Annotated in this window: 16 protein-coding genes; 8 read left to right on the top strand and 8 right to left on the bottom strand. The window is 69.1% G+C overall.

The window, feature by feature from the left end; genetic code table 11:
* Positions 1–8 precede the first annotated feature (8 nt).
* Both VGV13_11270 and VGV13_11265 read right to left on the bottom strand, forming a co-directional pair.
* Complete coding sequence (locus VGV13_11270) at positions 9–881, bottom strand: LLM class F420-dependent oxidoreductase (GenBank protein ID HEV8641667.1); 873 nt, start codon at positions 879–881, stop codon at positions 9–11.
* A 7-nt stretch (positions 882–888) separates the two neighbouring features.
* On the bottom strand, positions 889–2,178 hold the full coding sequence (locus VGV13_11265; GenBank protein ID HEV8641666.1) for a hydroxyacid-oxoacid transhydrogenase: 1,290 nt from the start codon (positions 2,176–2,178) through the stop codon (positions 889–891).
* 101 nt (positions 2,179–2,279) lie between these two features.
* Here VGV13_11265 and VGV13_11260 point away from each other — a divergent pair, with 101 nt between their 5' ends.
* From VGV13_11260 to VGV13_11250, 3 genes are all read left to right on the top strand, one after another.
* On the top strand, positions 2,280–2,489 hold the full coding sequence (locus VGV13_11260) for a hypothetical protein (protein HEV8641665.1): 210 nt from the start codon (positions 2,280–2,282) through the stop codon (positions 2,487–2,489).
* Positions 2,490–2,569: 80 nt separating this feature from the next.
* Positions 2,570–4,279: a thiamine pyrophosphate-dependent enzyme gene (locus VGV13_11255; GenBank protein ID HEV8641664.1), complete on the top strand. Its 1,710-nt coding sequence runs from the start codon at positions 2,570–2,572 to the stop codon at positions 4,277–4,279.
* A gap of 232 nt (positions 4,280–4,511) precedes the next feature.
* Positions 4,512–5,228, top strand: a complete 717-nt coding sequence (locus tag VGV13_11250) for an SH3 domain-containing protein (GenBank protein HEV8641663.1) — start codon at positions 4,512–4,514, stop codon at positions 5,226–5,228.
* A gap of 6 nt (positions 5,229–5,234) precedes the next feature.
* Here VGV13_11250 and VGV13_11245 read toward each other — a convergent pair whose 3' ends face one another.
* The 4 genes from VGV13_11245 to VGV13_11230 all read right to left on the bottom strand — a co-directional run bounded on the left by VGV13_11245 (position 5,235) and on the right by VGV13_11230 (position 9,637).
* Positions 5,235–6,893 (bottom strand): diguanylate cyclase, encoded by a 1,659-nt coding sequence (locus VGV13_11245; GenBank protein ID HEV8641662.1) that lies wholly within the window; start codon positions 6,891–6,893, stop codon positions 5,235–5,237.
* Positions 6,894–7,021: 128 nt separating this feature from the next.
* Positions 7,022–7,984, bottom strand: coding sequence for a branched-chain amino acid ABC transporter permease (locus VGV13_11240; GenBank protein HEV8641661.1), 963 nt, complete (start codon positions 7,982–7,984; stop codon positions 7,022–7,024).
* Positions 7,963–8,856 (bottom strand): branched-chain amino acid ABC transporter permease, encoded by an 894-nt coding sequence (locus tag VGV13_11235; GenBank protein HEV8641660.1) that lies wholly within the window; start codon positions 8,854–8,856, stop codon positions 7,963–7,965. Before VGV13_11235 ends, VGV13_11240 begins: the two co-directional genes overlap by 22 nt.
* A 61-nt stretch (positions 8,857–8,917) precedes the next feature.
* Positions 8,918–9,637, bottom strand: coding sequence for an ABC transporter ATP-binding protein (locus VGV13_11230; protein HEV8641659.1), 720 nt, complete (start codon positions 9,635–9,637; stop codon positions 8,918–8,920).
* Between the two features lie 437 nt (positions 9,638–10,074).
* Here VGV13_11230 and VGV13_11225 point away from each other — a divergent pair, with 437 nt between their 5' ends.
* From VGV13_11225 to VGV13_11215, 3 genes are all read left to right on the top strand, one after another.
* Entirely contained in the window at positions 10,075–10,383 is a 309-nt protein-coding gene (locus tag VGV13_11225) for a hypothetical protein (GenBank protein ID HEV8641658.1), read from the top strand.
* 176 nt (positions 10,384–10,559) lie between these two features.
* Complete coding sequence (gene hflK, locus VGV13_11220) at positions 10,560–11,594, top strand: FtsH protease activity modulator HflK (protein ID HEV8641657.1); 1,035 nt, start codon at positions 10,560–10,562, stop codon at positions 11,592–11,594.
* On the top strand, positions 11,591–12,451 hold the full coding sequence (locus VGV13_11215; protein ID HEV8641656.1) for a protease modulator HflC: 861 nt from the start codon (positions 11,591–11,593) through the stop codon (positions 12,449–12,451). Before hflK ends, VGV13_11215 begins: the two co-directional genes overlap by 4 nt.
* Before the next feature lie 74 nt (positions 12,452–12,525).
* Here VGV13_11215 and VGV13_11210 read toward each other — a convergent pair whose 3' ends face one another.
* Both VGV13_11210 and VGV13_11205 read right to left on the bottom strand, forming a co-directional pair.
* Entirely contained in the window at positions 12,526–12,660 is a 135-nt protein-coding gene (locus VGV13_11210; protein HEV8641655.1) for a hypothetical protein, read from the bottom strand.
* Entirely contained in the window at positions 12,660–13,646 is a 987-nt protein-coding gene (locus tag VGV13_11205) for an ABC transporter substrate-binding protein (GenBank protein ID HEV8641654.1), read from the bottom strand. The genes VGV13_11210 and VGV13_11205 overlap by 1 nt, the downstream gene beginning before the upstream one ends.
* Before the next feature lie 163 nt (positions 13,647–13,809).
* On the opposite strand from VGV13_11205, the gene VGV13_11200 reads away from it, so the two are divergent.
* Both VGV13_11200 and VGV13_11195 read left to right on the top strand, forming a co-directional pair.
* Positions 13,810–15,012 carry an MFS transporter gene (locus tag VGV13_11200; protein ID HEV8641653.1) on the top strand — a complete coding sequence of 401 codons (1,203 nt, stop codon included), beginning with the start codon at positions 13,810–13,812 and terminating at the stop codon, positions 15,010–15,012.
* A gap of 667 nt (positions 15,013–15,679) precedes the next feature.
* On the top strand, positions 15,680–16,051 hold the full coding sequence (locus tag VGV13_11195) for a hypothetical protein (GenBank protein HEV8641652.1): 372 nt from the start codon (positions 15,680–15,682) through the stop codon (positions 16,049–16,051).
* The last annotated feature ends 42 nt before the right edge of the window (positions 16,052–16,093 follow it).

Below are 16,093 nucleotides of genomic sequence, written 5' to 3'. Positions count from 1 at the left end.
AGCCTCCCTCAACGGACCCCCGCCTCGTCCCTGAAGCGGCGGAGAGTCTCGACGTGATCGGCCGATGTCTTGAGCCCGAGCCCGACCGTGTGAACGCAGACGTGGGTCACGCCGCGCAGGGCGCGCCACGCCGCCAGCTCCTTCGCCCACTGGTCGCGCGGCACCTGGGCCAGCGTGAAGCGCCCCTCGATCCCGAACTTCCCAGGGTCGCGTCCCGCCTCCCGGACCCAGCCGTACAGGTGATCGATGAGGGCCTGGGCCTCGGGCCCGGGACGGAAGTGGGGCATCCAGCCGTCGGCCAGGCGCGCGGCCCGCCGCCGGACGCGCTCGCTCTCGCCACCCATCCAGATCGGAATCGGCCGCTGCACCGGCAGCGGGTTGATCCCCGCGTCGGACACGCGGTGCCAGCGCGCCTTCACGGTGACGAGCTCCCGCGTCCAGAGCGTGCGGAGCATCTCGATCTGCTCCTCGATCCGCTGGCCCCGGGTCTGGAAGTCTTCGCCGAGCGCTTCGTACTCCACGAAGTTCCAGCCGACGGCGACGCCCAGGCGGAGCCGGCCGCCCGAGAGCACGTCCACCGTGGCCGCCTGCTTGGCGACGAGCGCGGTCTGCCGCTGGGGCAGGATGATGATCCCGGTCACGAGCTCGACCCGCGCGGTGGCGGCGGCCAGGAAGCCGAAGAGGACGAAGGGCTCGTGGAACGGATGCCGGTACGTGTACGGGCCCTTCCAGCCCGGGTAGCTCGCGGGATTGGCGCCGAGCACGTGGTCGAAGGTGAGGATGTGGGTGTAGCCCATCGCCTCGACGGCCTGCGCATAGTCGCGGATGGCCGCGGGGTCGTTGCCGATCTCGACTTGCGGGAAGACGACGCCGATTTTCATAGAAACCTCACCAAAGGCGGAGCGAGTCGCGGAGGATCGCCTCGAGCTCCGGGGCTCCCACCGGCCGCGGCGCGCCGGCCAGGAGCCGCGGCTGCTTGAGCGTGCCCTCGATGAGCGCCGGGATGTCGTGCTCGCCGTAACCGATGGCCAGAAGCCCGTTGGGGATCCCGACGTCACGCATGAGCGCCATCAGCGCGCCGGGCAGGGCCTCGCGGCGCTCGCGCTCGGAGAGTTCCTGGGTCGGGACCCCCAGCAGCTCGGCGGCCCGCAGATGCCGTTCCGGCGACGTCGAATAGGTGAAGCGGAAGGCGGCCGGCGCCGTCAAGATGACCGACACGCCGTGGGGGACCAGCGCGTGCGTCGTCCGGTAGCCGTCCGGCACGTAGTCGCGCACGAGCCCCGCGATGGGGTAGGCGACGGCGTGGGGGACGTGGACGCCGGCGTTGCCGAAGCCGATGCCCGCATAGTTGGCCGCCAACGCCAGGTGCACCCGCGCCTCGAGGTCGAGCCCGTTCAGCACCGCGCGGCGCAGGTACTTGCCCACGTACTCGATGGCCTTCTCGCACCAGACGTCACTGGCGGGGTTGGCTCCGATGTAGGCGGGGCGGTCGGGCGGGTGGTGCTTCGGTCGCGCGTTGTACGGGCGCGTCGTGTAGGACTCGATGGCGTGGGTGAGGATATCGACGCCGGCGGCGGCGGTCACCGGGGGCGGGGCGGTCAACGTGTTGAGCGGGTCCACCAGCCCGAGGGCCGGCCGCAGCAGCCGGTGCGACACGCCCGCCTTGACGTTCTGGTCGACCACGTGGGTCACCGCCACCGCCGTCGTCTCGCTGCCGGTGCCGGCCGTCGTCGGCACCGCGATCATCGGCTTGAGCGGACCGGGGACGGCCACGCCGCGCCCGACGGGCTTGTTGATGTAGTCGAGCAGCGGCGCCGGATACGTCGTGACAAGATTCACGGCCTTGCACGTGTCGAGCGCGCTGCCGCCGCCGACGCCGATGAGCCCGTCGAACTCGCGCTGGCGCGCGTACTCGGCGGCCTCTTCCATCGACCGGTCGGTCGGCTCGATCTCGACGCCGTCGTAGACGTCGGCCTTGATCCCTTCCTCATCGAGGAGCGCGCGGATGCGGTCGGGCAGGCCGACCTCGACCAGATGCCGGTCGGTGACGATCAGCACCCGCTTGAGCCCGAGGCGGCGGGCATCGTACCCGATCTCGTCGCTGGCGCCGAGGCCGAACTTGATGGGCGACATTTCCAGGACGAACACCGTTTCGGTGGGGAGCGTGACGCCCTTCATCGAGACCTCCCTGGGGACGAGGACTGACCCAGGGGGACCAGGGTAGGCTATGCTGGGCCTCGCGGCAAGGCATCAGGCGACTCTCCGTACAGGGAGCGAGAATGGCCGGCCTCACGCGCCATATCAGGTGGTCTTCGTGGTCGATCGCGATCTTGATTCTGCTTGGGCTCGACGTCGTGCCCCATCAGGCGGGGGCGGCGGAGAGGCTGGTCGGCATCCATGGGGCGCGCACCCTGTCGCAATCGACGCCGTGGATCGCCCAGGAGGCCGGGCTCTTCTCGAAGTATGGTCGACCGCCGTTATCTGGATGAAATGGAGAGGAGCGGCTTCTTCGATAAGCTCTGGGCAAAGAAGTGACGCGGGATTGCTGTGATCGCGCGGGAGGGCTCAGATGGACGTGAAGGGCTTGAGCGGCGCGGAGGCGTTTGTGGGCCTGCTGGGCAAGATGGGGATCGAGTACATCTTCGCCTCCCCGGGCTCTGAATGGGCGCCCGTATGGGAGTATCTGGCCAAGCCGTGCTCACAGCGCGACGCCATTCCCCGATACCTCTCCTCGCGACACGAGGAGATCAGCCTCGGCATGGCGAGCGGTTACGCCAAGGCGACCGGCAAGTTGCCGGCGGTGATGCTCCACACGACGGTCGGGGCGCTCCACGCGACGATGGCGCTTCGTGGCGCGCTGCACGAGGGGGTTCCGATGGTGGTGTTCACCGGTGAATCGATCGGGTTCGGCGAGGAACAGGGGCCCGACCCCGGCGCGCAATGGCTTCGTCACCTCGCCGACGTGGGTGGCCCGGCCCGACTGGTCGAGCCGTGCGTGAAGTGGAGCGTCGGCGTCAATACGCCGGCGCTCATGCCCGCGACGATCCAGCGCGCCTGTCAACTCGCCATGTCGATTCCCCGAGGCCCGGTCTTCGTCTCCCTCCCCATGGAGTACCTCTTCGCGACGATGGCCACGAATGCCCCGGCGGCGGCGAGCCTCCCCCACTGTCCGACGGCCGATCCGCGAGGGATCGAAGAGCTGGCCCGCATGCTGGCCGAGGCGAAGCACCCGGTCATCATCCCCGAGGAGCTCGGGCGAACCGTCGGTGCTGTCGAGCGGCTCGTCGAGCTGGCTGAGCTGCTTGGCGCTCCGGTCGTGGAGACGCGCGACCCCGGATACGTCAACTTTCCGCGCACCCATCCCCTGCATGGTGGCAACGACCCGGGGCCCTACCTGAAGGACGCCGATCTGGTGCTTCTGCTGAACGCGCTCCGTCCCTGGCATCCTCTGTCGGCCGGTCCGAGGGGAGCCAGAGTGGCGGTGCTGGGCGAAAGCCCGCTGCGTCCCGAGCTTCCTTATTGGGGGCTGTCGGTCGACCTCTGCCTCGCGGGTGAGCCGGAAAGCTCGCTGGGCCAACTCGTCGAGCGATTGACCAAGCGGATCGCCGGTGACGCGACACGAGCCCGACGGGCCGCCGAGTGGGGCAAACGCCATCAACAGCGCAGGCAGGCGTGGGAAGAAGAAGCGCTGGCGCTCAAGAACCGAAGGCCGATCGACACCCGATGGATCGTGCATGAGCTGAACGAAGTCCTTCCGTCCGACGCGATCGTCGTGGATGAGACGATCACCCACCGCAGCCACATCGTGAGCCATCTCGATCGCCTGAAGCCCGGGGCATTCTTCTCGGGCTTCTGCGGTGGCCTGGGGACCGGCTTGGGGACAGCGCTCGGCGTCAAGGCGGCGGCCCCCGCCCGGCCGGTCATCGTGACCATCGGTGATGGTGCCTTCAGCTACAACCCGGTGCTGGCCGCGTTGGGACTCGCCCAGGAATACGGGATGCCGCTCCTGATCGTGATGTTCAACAACCATGGGTATCTTTCCCAGAAGTCCGGCGTTCCACGGTATTACCCCGAAGGGTGGGCGGTGAAGTCCAAGACCTTTGTGGGCACGTCGATCACACCGAGCCCGGACTATGCTGCCATTGCCCGCGCGTTCGATGGGTACGGGGAGAAGGTGGAGGAGCCGAGCGAGGTGCGGCCCGCCTTGGAGCGCGGGCTCAAGGCCGTCGCCTCCGGCCAACTCGCCCTGATCGACGTTTGGCTCGACGCCGTGAATTAGGGTTGCCGCAAGACCGTCGAGGCGTTCAAGGCGATCAGCCCCGACTATACTTATCCCCCGCCATCCCTGGGCATTTCCTGTCCAGATGGTCGATTTCTCGCCAGTCTCGCCCCGCCCAAACTCCATAGAAACAGGCCGTTATCGATCGGGGGGACCTGGTACCGGGGTTGCAATTTCGTTGGGCATGATGTTGAGACTCGCACTGAGCGCGCCAGCCCGCCTGATCCTCTGGGTGTCGGTCGCCGCGAGCATGGTCGCGGGCTGTGCCGCCTTCTCCGAGCCGTTCGGCCAGGCGGCCGCGCGCGGCCGGGCGGCGCGAGAACGGGCGACTGCCGATGACCTGTTGAGGCGGCAGACCACCGTGAATCAAGAACTCGAACTGAAGCTCAACCGAGCCTACCTGGTTCTGCTCGAGCGGGAGGCCCAGCTACGGGCGCTCCAGGAGAAGCTCGACCTGGCCACCCTGGAGGTGGTCCGGTCAATGGCCAGGCTGCGCGGGGTCGAAAGCAAGGCCGAAGCGGCCTCCAACTTCGCCGAGGCCGAGATCGCGCTCCAGCTACTCGAGAAGGCCGCCGGACGAGGACGAGATCAGGACGTGCAGCAGGCCAAGCAGTTGATGAGAATGGCGACCGAAGAATTCAAGAGGCAGAACTACGCCGGCACGATGTATCTCACCGGCCGGGTCAAGGCGCTCAGCGCGGGGGGCGAGTGGCGAGCGTCGAGGGACGCCCGCCTGGACGGAGAAGCCGGCTTTCCCTTGCCCCTACCGCTCAAGGCCCTGAGCAAGAGTAACGTGCGCGAAGGCCCCGGCCTCAATCACAAGGTTGCCTTCGTCGTCGAGGACGGAGCCCAGCTCACGGGACACTCGCACAAAGACGTCTGGGTGCGGGTCAGCCGGAACGACGGCCGCTCGGGCTGGATGTTCTACAACCTGGTCGGCCTGCGGTAGGTCCCGTCAGCGGGCGGCGCGCGACACCGGGCGCCCACTCGCCACTGCGATCCGGTTGCGGCCCCTCTCCTTGGCCTGGTAGAGCGCGGCGTCAGCGCTGGCGATCACCGCCTCCGGGTTGTCACCGTGCGTGGGGAACGAGGCCACGCCGACACTCACCGTAACCGGGTTGGGCCCGGCCGACTCCATGGCGTGCGCCACGTCGGCCTGAAGCCGCTCGGCGACGGGGACCGCCTCGTCCGGGCCCATCTCCCGCAGGAGCACCAGGAATTCGTCGCCGCCGTAGCGCGCGCCGTAATCGGCTTCGCGGATGCCGCCCTTGAGCAGTGAAGCCACCCGCACCAGGATGGCATCGCCGGCCAGGTGGCCGTCGCTGTCGTTGTACCGCTTGAAGTTGTCGACGTCGATCATCAGCACCGAGACTCGATGTTCGAGCTTCCGGGCGCGATCGAGCTCGGCCGCGAGGGTCTCCATCAAGTGTCTGCGGTTGTAGAGGCCGGTGAGTCCGTCGGTGATGGACAGCCTCTGCAGCTCCTCGCGCCCTTGCCGGAGGCGGCTCACCATGCGGTTGAACACCGCTGTCAGGTAGCCCACTTCTCCCTGGCTCACCACCGGGAGGGCAACCTCCAGGTCATCGCCCACCCTCGCCGCCGCCGCGGTCAAGCGGTTCAGCGGCCGTACGATGGTCAGCGCGAACAGGTAGGCCGTGAGCCCGATCCCCAGCAGCACGGCTGCGATGAGGGCCAGCGTCAGGTTCCGCATCCGCGTGATCGTCGCGTAGGCGGCATGACGCCCGACCTCGGCCACGACCCCCCATCGCATCTGGGAGACCGGCGTGAGCCGGCCCACCACCCCCTGGCCCTGGTAGTCGGCGTACTCTAGAGACACATCCGGCACCTCGAACAGGCGCGGCGTCGCCCTCACCCGGGTGCTCATCACGGCCGCCACCGCTGGGCGCGAACTGACGATGACCGCCCCGTCCCGCCGGACCACATAGACGTGGCCCTCCGGGCCGGGGTCGAGGCCCGCAAGCATTCGCTCCACCGTCCCGAAGTTCAGCGTGCCGGCCAGCACGCCGAGCAGGGTGCCGTTGGCGGCCATGATCGGCACCGCGACCGCCAGGACGCCCTTCCGCCGCTCCTCGTCCCAGTACGCCTCGCCGAGGATCGGCGTGTCGGCCTTGGCCAGCTTCAGCCAGTCCGGCGGCAGCCGCAGCGCGCCCGGCCGCTCGGAGCTGCTGACCAGGACCGAGCCAGAGGGGCCCGCCACCAGCAGTTCCTCATAGTCCACGAACTTCTCCCGTACCGAGCTGAGGAACTGGGCCAGGCGTCGCTGGGCCTCCGGCGGCCGGGTCGGACTCCGGCGCCCGCCCGCGAGCCTCTCAAGGTTCTCCGTCACTTCGTAGGAGGCCGAGAAGACGCGCATCTCGTACAACCGCTCCTTGAGCCAGAGATCGATCTCCCGGGCCGTCTGGCTCGTGATCGTCCTCAGATTCCCCGCAATCTTCTCGGTAACGTACTGGTGGTTAAGCACGTAGGAGCGCCAGCCCAGGGCCAGGGACGGCAAGAGTGTGGCCAGCACCGCGAAGACCAAGAGTCTGGTCTTGATGCTGGCCAGGCCGAAGCGGTAGGCCACCGTGTCAGCGGCCCTCGTCCAGGAGCGCACGCTTCTATTATGGACGGAGAGGTCTGCCCGAACGAAAGAACTGGCGGGTGCCGGGCAGGTGCGTCGAGTGCGCGGGATTCCGGACGTACTCGGTCCGGGCAGCCGCGCCGGCCCGACGCCGGCGGCCGTTAGACAGAGCGCGCGGCCAGCCGGCGTCGCCGGACGGCGACGTTGAGCACGCCCTCGGGCATCAGGAGCCCGATGGTGAGCAGGATGAGGCCGTAGATCGCCAGTGCGGGCACGGTGAGATGGAGATAATTTTTTAGAATCACGTCGATCCCGCGGACCACGAGCCCACCGACTACCGGGCCCGCCACCCGACCGCTTCCTCCCATCAGCGCCATGATCACCGGCAGCAGCGTTTTGTCCACGCCCAGCGCCGCGTCGACGTCGATGTAGCCGGCCTGCAGCCCGAAGACGGCGCCGGCCAGGGCCGAGGGGATCGCGCTGAGGACCAGCACGCGCCGCTTCACGCGGAAGAGGTCGAGACCGATCGTGGACGCCGCCAGCTCGCTCTCGCGGATGGCGGCGACGGCGAGGCCGAGGCGGCTCCCGGCGATGGCGTGGTTGAGCCCGGCCGAGGCGAGGAGGAGCCCGAGGCCCAGGTAATAGGCGACGGTCAGGCTCAGGTAGTGGCGCGGGTTGACGTAGACGCCGTAGGAGCCGCCCGTGAGATCCGGGAGGTTGAGGATGAAGTGCCGGATCAAGAGCACCATCGCGAAGGTGGCGATGGCGAAGTAGGCGCCGCTCAGGCGGAAGAGCGGATAGGCGAAGCCGAAGGCCATGAGCGCGGTGGCGGCCACCGCCACCAGGACGGCGACGAGCATGTCCGCGCGCCCGAGGGCGTCGAGCCGCGCGCTGTTGAGCAGAAGCACCGTGACGTAGGCCGCCACGCCGAAGAACGCGCCCTGGCCGAGGGTCATGTAGCCGAGGAAGCCCCCCAGGATGTCGTAGTTGAGGGCCAGAATGATGTAGAGGCCGGTGAAGAAGGTCGCCGTGACGAGGTCCCGCGTGCCGACGAGCGGGATCAGGAGGGACACCGCCACCGCCAGCCCCCCGGCCACGCGCATCACGCCGCGCGCCGGCCCCACAGGCCCTCCGGGCGCACGACCAGAACGGTGAAGAAGACGAGGAGCGAGACCACCGGCGACCAGACCGAGCCGAGGACGTAGGCCGTGAGCACCTCCGCCATCCCGAGCAGGCCGCCGCCGAGGAGGGCGCCGGGGAGACTTCCTACGCCGCCGATCACGACGATCGTCATGGCCACCAGCGTGAGGCGCAGCCCGGAATACGGCTCGAGGGGAATGGCCAGCGCCAGCAGCGCGCCGGCGGCGGCCGTGGCCGTGATCCCGGTGAGGTAGATCGTAAGGGACACCAGCCGCGGATTCACGCCGAGGATCACGGCGCCCGCGTAGTTCTGGGACAGCGCGCGCACCGCGCGGCCGAGGGGCGTCCGCCTCAAGAAGAGATGGAACGCGGCGATGGCTGCGGCCGCGACGACGAGGATAGTCACACGCGTACCTGAGAACACGACGCCGAGCAGGGTGACGCGAGCCCGGGGGAAGGTCAGCGAGAAGGACGGCTGGGGATCGACCAGGCGCGCCCAGTAGTACCCGAGTAGCGCCTCCACGGCGAGCGCGAAGCCGAAGGTCACCAAGATCGACCCGACCAGGATCTGGTCCGGGGACTTGGCGGCGAACGGCCGCACGAACGCCACTTCGAAGAAGAGGCCGAGCAACGCGAAGGCGGCCAGCAGGACCAGCACCGCCACCGGCCAGCCCACCGGCGTCATCCGGAAGAGGAGCGTGGCCAGCGCCGCCCCCAGGACCATGAAGGTGCCGTGGGCGACGTTCAGGACGTGCGTGGTGGCCAGCGAGAGCGAGAGCGTGAAGGCGACCAGGGCGTAGATGCCCCCCAGCGAGACCCCGCCGAGGACGAGATCGAGCAGCGTCTGGAGGGTCATTTGTAGCGACGGCGCCAGACCGGCTCGAGCCGTGAGTGGGCTGGCCGGGGCACGCGTGGCTTCATCCCGCCGGCGACGCCACGCCGAGATACGCCGCTTGCACGTGCGGATCGGCCAGCAGCGCGCGTCCGCTGCCCTCTTGCCGGATGCGGCCGGTCTCCATGACGTAGGCGCGGTCGGCGAGCTCGAGGGTCAGGAAGACTTGCTGCTCCACCAGGAGGATGGTCAACCCCTCTCGCCGGAGCCGCGCGATCGTCTCGTAGAGACGGTCCACCACGAGGGGGGCGAGGCCGAGCGAGGGCTCGTCCAGGACGAGGAGCCGCGGGCGGGAGACGAGCCCCATCCCGATGGCCAGCATCTGCTGCTCGCCCCCCGAGAGCGCGCCGGCGAGCTGACGCCGCCGTTCGGCGAGGATCGGGAAGAGGGCGTAGATCCGCTCGACCGCGCGCGCCAGCCCCTCCGGCGGCGGGACCGCGAAGCCCCCCAGCTCCAGATTTTCCTCGACGGTCATCGCCGGGAAGAGGCCGCGCCCTTCGGGCACGAGGCAGAGCCCCCGGCGGATCCGCCTGTAGGGCGGCTCGCCGAGGAGCGAGATCCCGTCCAGGGTGATCGTCCCCTCCTCGACGTCGATGAGCCCGGCGATCGCCTTGAGCGTGGTGCTCTTGCCGCTTCCGTTGGGACCGATGAGCGCGACCAGCTCGCCCTGGCGGACCGTGAAGCCGATGCCCCACAGCACCCTCAAATCGCCATAGGCCACCGAGAGATCGCGGACCTCGAGCATTGCGCGCCCTCGAACCTCCGGCTCTCTCGATCTCTCCCGCAACGCGCTGCCTCGACACACGCACCACCGGCTGGCTGTCCGCGATGAACTGTGCGGATGATGCGAGCTACCCGGTGATTCTCATCCGTCACCGGTTCGTGTCGGTTCGGGATGAACCCCGCCGTCGCGGCAGACCGTAGCATGGTCGCCAGCAGCGGCGCGACCAGCTTCTGCTTCGCCTCGATGAGCGCGAAGACTTCCCCCGAACGGTGCCCGGGTCCAGGCCAACCTGGAAGGGTTCGACCTCCACGCACGAGCCACCGGGCGCTTGAGCCCCGGGAGGCAGAGCGGCGGTGGTGCCCGGGCGCGCGGCTGGGGGCGCGTTGCTCATCGGCCGGGGCGGTCGCCGGGCGCGGTCTGGCCGGACGCGCGGCGGAAACAGGCGTAGAATGCCCGCGATGAGAGGGCCCTGGCTGGCGCTGATCGTCGTGGTCTACGTGTCGCTCGACGTCTCGAACCCGTTGATGCCGGGCGCGCTGACGTTCGGCGTCGACTCGGTCGAGGCGCGCCAGGCGGACCGCTTCCGCGGCCACGACGATGGGGCGCCGCTCCCGCTGGCGCCGGGGGCCGAGCGCCTCGCTCCGGTGGAGCGCTCCGTCACGCTGAGCCGCACGCCCGCGCCCGCGATGCCCTGCTGCCGGCAGGCTCACGTCACGCGCTCGCATCCGTCGCTCCGGGCTCCCGCCCCGTCCCCCGAAGACCACTGACCGTTCCCCTCCGTGCCGTCGCCTGAGCCGCCGGACGTTCCCGGCGGTGGGCTCGTGCTCGTCCCGCTGATGCGAACCCGTTGCCACGGCGGGGCGAGCGTGCTGAAAACTCCACCACACGCATCCGAGCACGAAAGGGAGGATCCGACATGAGCAGTTGGCCATCACGCGAAGGCATGCCTGACCTGAGCGAGCAGTTGGAGCCGTTGCGGCGCGCCCTGCAGCGCTGGGGTAAGCGACGGGTCGTCATGGCGGTCGTCGCCGGCGTCGCGCTGGTGTGGCTCGCCTCGGGCCTCTACGTCGTCGGACCCGGCGAGCGGGGCGTCGTGCTCCTGTTCGGCCGCGTCGTCGGCCAGACGGACTCGGGCCTGCGCTACCGCTTGCCGGCACCGATCCAGTCGCACCACATCGTCGACATCGCGACGGTCCGCCGGGCGGAGATCGGCTTCCGCGCCGAACGCGCCGGCACCCGGGCCTTGCCCGGCGAGTCACTGATGCTCACCGGCGACGAGAACATCGTCGACGTCCAGCTCTTCGTCCAGTACCTCGTCCGGGAGCCGGAGAAGTTCCTGTTCCGGGCGCGCCAGCCCGAGCTGGCGTTGCGCTCCTCCGCCGAGGTGGCGCTCCGGGCGGCGGTCGGCGAGAACACCATCGACTACACGATGACCGAGGGCCGGGTGGAGGTGCAGGACCGCGTCAAGAAGCAGCTCCAGGATCTGCTGGACCTGTACGGCACGGGTCTGCTGGTCACGGAGGCCCGCTTGCTCGTGGTCGACCCGCCGAGGGAGGTCAAAGAGGCCTTCCACGACGTCGTGCGGGCCTGGGAGGACCGCGAGCGGCTCATCAAGGAGGCCGAGGGCTACGCCGAGGGTGTCGTGCCCAAGGCCCGCGGCGAGGCCGTCCAGATGCTGCGGACCGCCGAGGCGTACCGCGAGCAGCGCCTGATCCGCGCCCGCGGCGACGCCGACCGGTTCGTGCGCATCCACGGCGAGTACCGCAAGGCCGAGGCCGTGACGCGCGACCGGCTCTTCCTCGAGATGGTCGATCGCGTGCTGCCGCGCACCAAGACGGTCGTGGTGGACTCGCGCGGCGACCGGAGCAGCGTGGTGCCGCTGCTGCCCCTGGGGAGCTTCCTCCCCGAGGCTCCGGCGGCGAAAACCAACAACAGCGGGCCGGCGCCGGCGCCGGCGGCGACCACGGGAGGGCGATGACCATGGCCTGGCGGATCGCTGTGATCGTGCTCGTCATCATCATGCTCGGCGGCGCGACGTACGTCGTCGCCGAGTGGCAGCAGGCGATCGTGACCCGGTTCGGCCAGCCCATCCGGACCGTTCGGGAGCCCGGGCTCTACTGGAAGGTGCCCTTCCTGCACACGGTCACCTTCTTCGACAAGCGCGTCCTGGCCGCCGACGCGGGGGGCGCGGAGTACCTCACGCTCGACAAGAAGCGGTTGCTGATTGACCACATCTCACGCTGGGAGATCGTCGACCCGCTGCAGTTCTACCGCACCGTGCGCGACGAGCGGGGCGCCATCGCGCGTCTGGACGACGTCATCACGGCCCGGCTGCGCCAGGAGGTGGCCAAGGAGATCTTCAAGGAGATCATCCGGGAGAAGCGCGAGGTCATCATGGAGACGGTGACCGCGGAGGCGCGGGCGCTGGCGGCGCCGTTCGGCTTGCGCGTGCTCGACGTGCGCGTGAAGCGGGCCGACCTGCCGGCCGAGGTCCAGGCCAGCGTGTTCGCCCGCATGCAGGCGGAGCGCCAGCGGATCGCGCTGCGCTACCGCGCCGAGGGCGAGGAGAAGGGCCGGGAGATCCGCGCCGAGGCCGACAAGCAGCGCGAGATCATCCTCGCCAAGGCCTACCAGGAGAGCCAGGGGCTGCGGGGCGCCGGCGACGCCCAGGCCATCACCGTCACTGGTCAGGCCTTCGGGCGCGATCCGGCCTTCTATGGTTTCATCCGGCGGCTGGAGACGTACGAGCGGGTCTTCTCGCCGGAGACGACGATCGTGCTGCGGCCCGACTCCGACCTGCTGCGCTATCTCGATTCCCCGCGGGAGCGACGGTAGCCCGGCGGCCCCGGGCCGCGCACCTACGAACGTCATATCGCGACCGAAAGCACGCAGGAGGGGGGTCAGCCGCCTTACCGGGCTGGCCCCCCCAACACCAGATTTTCCTCGACGGTCATCGCCGGGAAGAGGCCGCGCACTTCGGGCAGGAGGGAGAGCCCACGGGCGACCGAGAGATCGCGCACATCGAGCATCGGGCGGCCGACCATCAGCGGATGGTTTTGAAGAAGCCGGATCGTTCCAGCTCGCGGAGGATGCGCAGGTCCATGAAGTCTTCGGGCTTCGCCGTCTTCGCGCTGGGAAGGGTCAGGAAGTCCAGGACGGCCTGAATCCCACGCGGGTCGAGGTGTAAGGGAGGGTCTTCCAGCACCGCGCTCGTCAGGGCGTGCGTCTGTTCCAGCAGCTCCGGGTCAGCGACCTTGGTGTATTTCTTCAGAACTTCGATGGCGAGAGCCTTGTCCGTCTTGTAGCGGTGGACGCCCTCGGCGTAGCCCTTGATGAAGGCCCGGACCGTCTCCTCGTTGTTCCGGAGGAAGGCGCGGGTGGTGACGATCGCGTCGTGTGGGAAGTATCCCAGGTCGGCGGTATTGACCAGTTCGCGATAGCCTTCGCGACGGGCCCGGACATTCGTGGGCGGCGACAGCGCGCCGCCTTTCACTCCGCCGGCCTTCATCGCCGCCAGGATCTCGGGGATCCCGCCCAGCTGGAGGATGGCCACGTCTTTGATCGGCTCCAGGCCCCAGTGGCGGAGGGCCAGGCGCGTGGCGAAGTCGCTGCTCGCCCCGTAGCGGCTCACCCCGAGCGTCTTACCCTTGAGGTCCGAGGGGCGCTGGATGTCCGGGGTGACGACCATGAAGAAGAGCGGGCGGTTGATCGCGCCGGCCACGAACACTAGATCCGCCCCGCCCAGCGCGGCGTTCACCACGGCCTCACCGCCCATCAGGGCGATGGGCACCTCGCCAGACAGCATCGATTGCGCGATCTTGGTGGAGCTGGAGATGTAGACGAGCGACGACTCCAGCCCCTGGCGCGCAAAGGCACCGGCCTCCTGGGCCATCCACTGACCGCCGAAGACGCCGGAGATGGCCGCGTAGGCCGAGACCAGCTTGGTGGCTGCCTCGGCGCGCGGACCGACCGCCGCCGCCACCGCCAGCGCCACTATCAGAATGAGCGCCCGGGTTCGCTCCCTCCTCATCGCAAGCCTCCCTTCACCGGTCCGGCGTCTGCTCAGGCCTGCGTGATATAGGGCGGAGGATGGCCTGTCAAGCGCCTTCATGGGCCGCCGGCCCGGTCGAGGGCTCTTGATATGATCCCGGCCGACGCTCCCCTGGCAGCCCGGGCAAGCGAGGTGACTCCGCGTGTTCTTCGGGTGGAAGATCGTCTTTCTCGCGTTCGTGATCGCGTTCTTCGCCTTCGGCACCGGCTTCTACAGCCTGGGCATCTACCTGGTGGCCCTGAACGCGCGCCATGGCTGGCCGATCGCGTTCATCTCCGTCGCCATCACCGTGTACTACGTCCTGGGCGCGAGCCTCACCGCCTTCGTGGGAGACGCCTTCGAGCGCTTCGGCCCGCGCCGGGTCGTGAGCGTGGCGGTGGGCGCGCTGGGGCTGGGGGTGCTGGCCCTTCCCCAGCTCGAGCGTCCCTGGCAGCTGTTCGTGGCCTTCGGTGTGATGGCGGTCGGATGGGCCGCCACCAGCGGGGCCGCCATCAACGCCCTGCTCGCCCCCTGGTTCGACAGGAAACGGGGCCTGGCGGTGAGCATCGCGATGAACGGAGCCGCGGCCGGCGGCATGGTGATCGTTCCGTTGTGGGCCGCCCTCATCGCCGCCCATGGCTTCGCCTGGGCCGCCCTCGTCCTGGTGAGCGGCATGCTCGTGATCCTGCTGCCGCTGATCGCGCGCTACCTGCACCGGGGGCCGGAGGTCATGGGTCTCCGACCGGACGGAGCGGTGGCCGGGCCGGCCGACCAGGCCCGCCGACCCGGGACGATCCCGGTGCTGCCGCGCCGCGAGCTCTTGACGTCGGGGCGTTTCTGGACCATCTCGGCGCCGTTCGCGCTGGGTCTGCTGGCCCAGGTCGGCTTCATCACCCACCAGGTGGCCTATCTGACGCCGCGGCTCGGAGCCGAGCAAGCGGCCCTCGCCCTGAGCCTGACGACCCTGGCCGCGATCATCGGCCGGCTGGTGACCGGTGTGTTCATCGACCGGGTCGACCGGCGGCTGGCGACCGCCGCCAACCTCGCCGTTCAGGCGGTGGCCGTCGTCGCCATGATCCGATGGCCCTCGCCGTCCCTCCTCTACGTCGCCTGCGCGCTCTTCGGTCTCGGCGTCGGTAACATGACCACGTTTCCCGGCCTCGTCGTGCAGGTGGAGTACCCCAAGGAGCACTTCGGCCGCGTGGTGAGCCTCGTGGTGGCGATCAATCAGTTCACCTTCGCGTTCGGGCCGGGCCTGCTGGGGGTGATCCGAGACTGGTCGGGCTCGTACACCGCCGCCCTGGCCGTCTGCGTCGGGTGCGAGGTCGTCGCCGCCCTCGTCATCGTGATGGGAAGGCGACGCTAGCCCGGCCCGCTCGAGCTGGCGGGGGAGGGGCGCGCACCCGGCGGGAGCTGATAACGGCGTTTATGGTCAGGGGACGCCGCAACGTGGCGAACTTCATCGGTCGGGCGTTAGCTCCTCGTCATAGCCTCCCGTGAAGCCCGCCGGCTGATAGGGTCGTACAGATGTGAGAGCGAACAGGCCTGACCGCGTGGCCGGGCAGCGCGAATCCTAGGCCGACGGCCACCGGCGTCTCGGCATCGGTCAGGATGCTTCGGTTCGACGTTTTGCTATCGGACGTTCGTGACGGAGCGAGGACCGGGCCTCTGTTTCCCATACCGGGCATGGCTGGGCGAGCCACGCCGCCATCGTGTCGACGGCCTGACCGCACTCGACGCAGCGGATGGGAGCCTGCCGGAACGAAATCCGGTGGCGGCGTGTCGCCGGTAGGGGCCGCAGCGGCATCGTCGAGCCTCCCTCGTGAGAAGGCGGGAATCCTACCGCGCGAAGGACCTCGGATCAAGGCGTCACAAGGGACTTTGTTTGTGACGAGCCGCTCTCCCGTTTCTGCCGCTTTTGATACTTCTGTCGTTGCGTCGCGATGTCGTCGTTTCTCCTGTTGACATCGTGCGGACCACACCCTAAAGTCCGCGGGCTTCCCGTTCTGGGACATCCTGCGCAGGAGGGGCGTATGCTGCTGCGACGCATCTTGGTTATCGGCGTCCTCGTCCTCATCGCTCTTTTGTTCTTCGATGGCGGAGCTTTTATCTTCGCCGAAGCCGAGCAGCCCCACGTGCGGTTGGCCCCGGATAGGAACCCCAGCATGATTCCCTACACCGGCCCGTTCGCGCTGATAGGAATTGGGAGTCGATTCACCCTGTGCATCAGCGCCGAGTCACCCTCGGTGCTGATGGTGTCTCCCTACGGCCACCGGCCTCGCCCGTCCTCTCAGCGGGTCAATGTGAGCCCGGGGCGCCTTGACGCCGCCCAGGCCGGGCGCTATAGGGAGTGCGTCCTTCCTCTACTACCTTTCGGTGGTGGCGCCGGCACGGCGCGGGTATGACCAGCCGAGCAGGGGCGCTCCGATGAAACTCCTGGGAATCCT

Source organism: Candidatus Methylomirabilota bacterium, from assembly GCA_036001065.1.
Taxonomy (GTDB): Bacteria; Methylomirabilota; Methylomirabilia; order Rokubacteriales; family CSP1-6; genus MNEF01.
The sequence above is the reverse complement of the archived record's forward strand: the minus strand, read 5'-3'. Positions and strand labels throughout refer to the sequence as shown.

Excerpts from the sequence above, each read along its gene's own strand:
- VGV13_11270 (HEV8641667.1), bottom strand. The coding sequence starts at position 881 with ATGAAAATCGGCGTCGTCTTCCCGCAAGTCGAGATCGGCAACGACCCC.
- VGV13_11265 (HEV8641666.1), bottom strand. The coding sequence starts at position 2,178 with ATGAAGGGCGTCACGCTCCCCACCGAAACGGTGTTCGTCCTGGAAATG.
- VGV13_11260 (HEV8641665.1), top strand. The coding sequence starts at position 2,280 with ATGGCCGGCCTCACGCGCCATATCAGGTGGTCTTCGTGGTCGATCGCG.
- VGV13_11255 (HEV8641664.1), top strand. The coding sequence starts at position 2,570 with ATGGACGTGAAGGGCTTGAGCGGCGCGGAGGCGTTTGTGGGCCTGCTG.
- VGV13_11235 (HEV8641660.1), bottom strand. The coding sequence starts at position 8,856 with ATGACCCTCCAGACGCTGCTCGATCTCGTCCTCGGCGGGGTCTCGCTG.
- VGV13_11230 (HEV8641659.1), bottom strand. The coding sequence starts at position 9,637 with ATGCTCGAGGTCCGCGATCTCTCGGTGGCCTATGGCGATTTGAGGGTG.
- VGV13_11225 (HEV8641658.1), top strand. The coding sequence starts at position 10,075 with ATGAGAGGGCCCTGGCTGGCGCTGATCGTCGTGGTCTACGTGTCGCTC.
- hflK (HEV8641657.1), top strand. The coding sequence starts at position 10,560 with ATGCCTGACCTGAGCGAGCAGTTGGAGCCGTTGCGGCGCGCCCTGCAG.
- VGV13_11215 (HEV8641656.1), top strand. The coding sequence starts at position 11,591 with ATGACCATGGCCTGGCGGATCGCTGTGATCGTGCTCGTCATCATCATG.
- VGV13_11210 (HEV8641655.1), bottom strand. The coding sequence starts at position 12,660 with ATGGTCGGCCGCCCGATGCTCGATGTGCGCGATCTCTCGGTCGCCCGT.
- VGV13_11205 (HEV8641654.1), bottom strand. The coding sequence starts at position 13,646 with ATGAGGAGGGAGCGAACCCGGGCGCTCATTCTGATAGTGGCGCTGGCG.
- VGV13_11195 (HEV8641652.1), top strand. The coding sequence starts at position 15,680 with ATGCTGCTGCGACGCATCTTGGTTATCGGCGTCCTCGTCCTCATCGCT.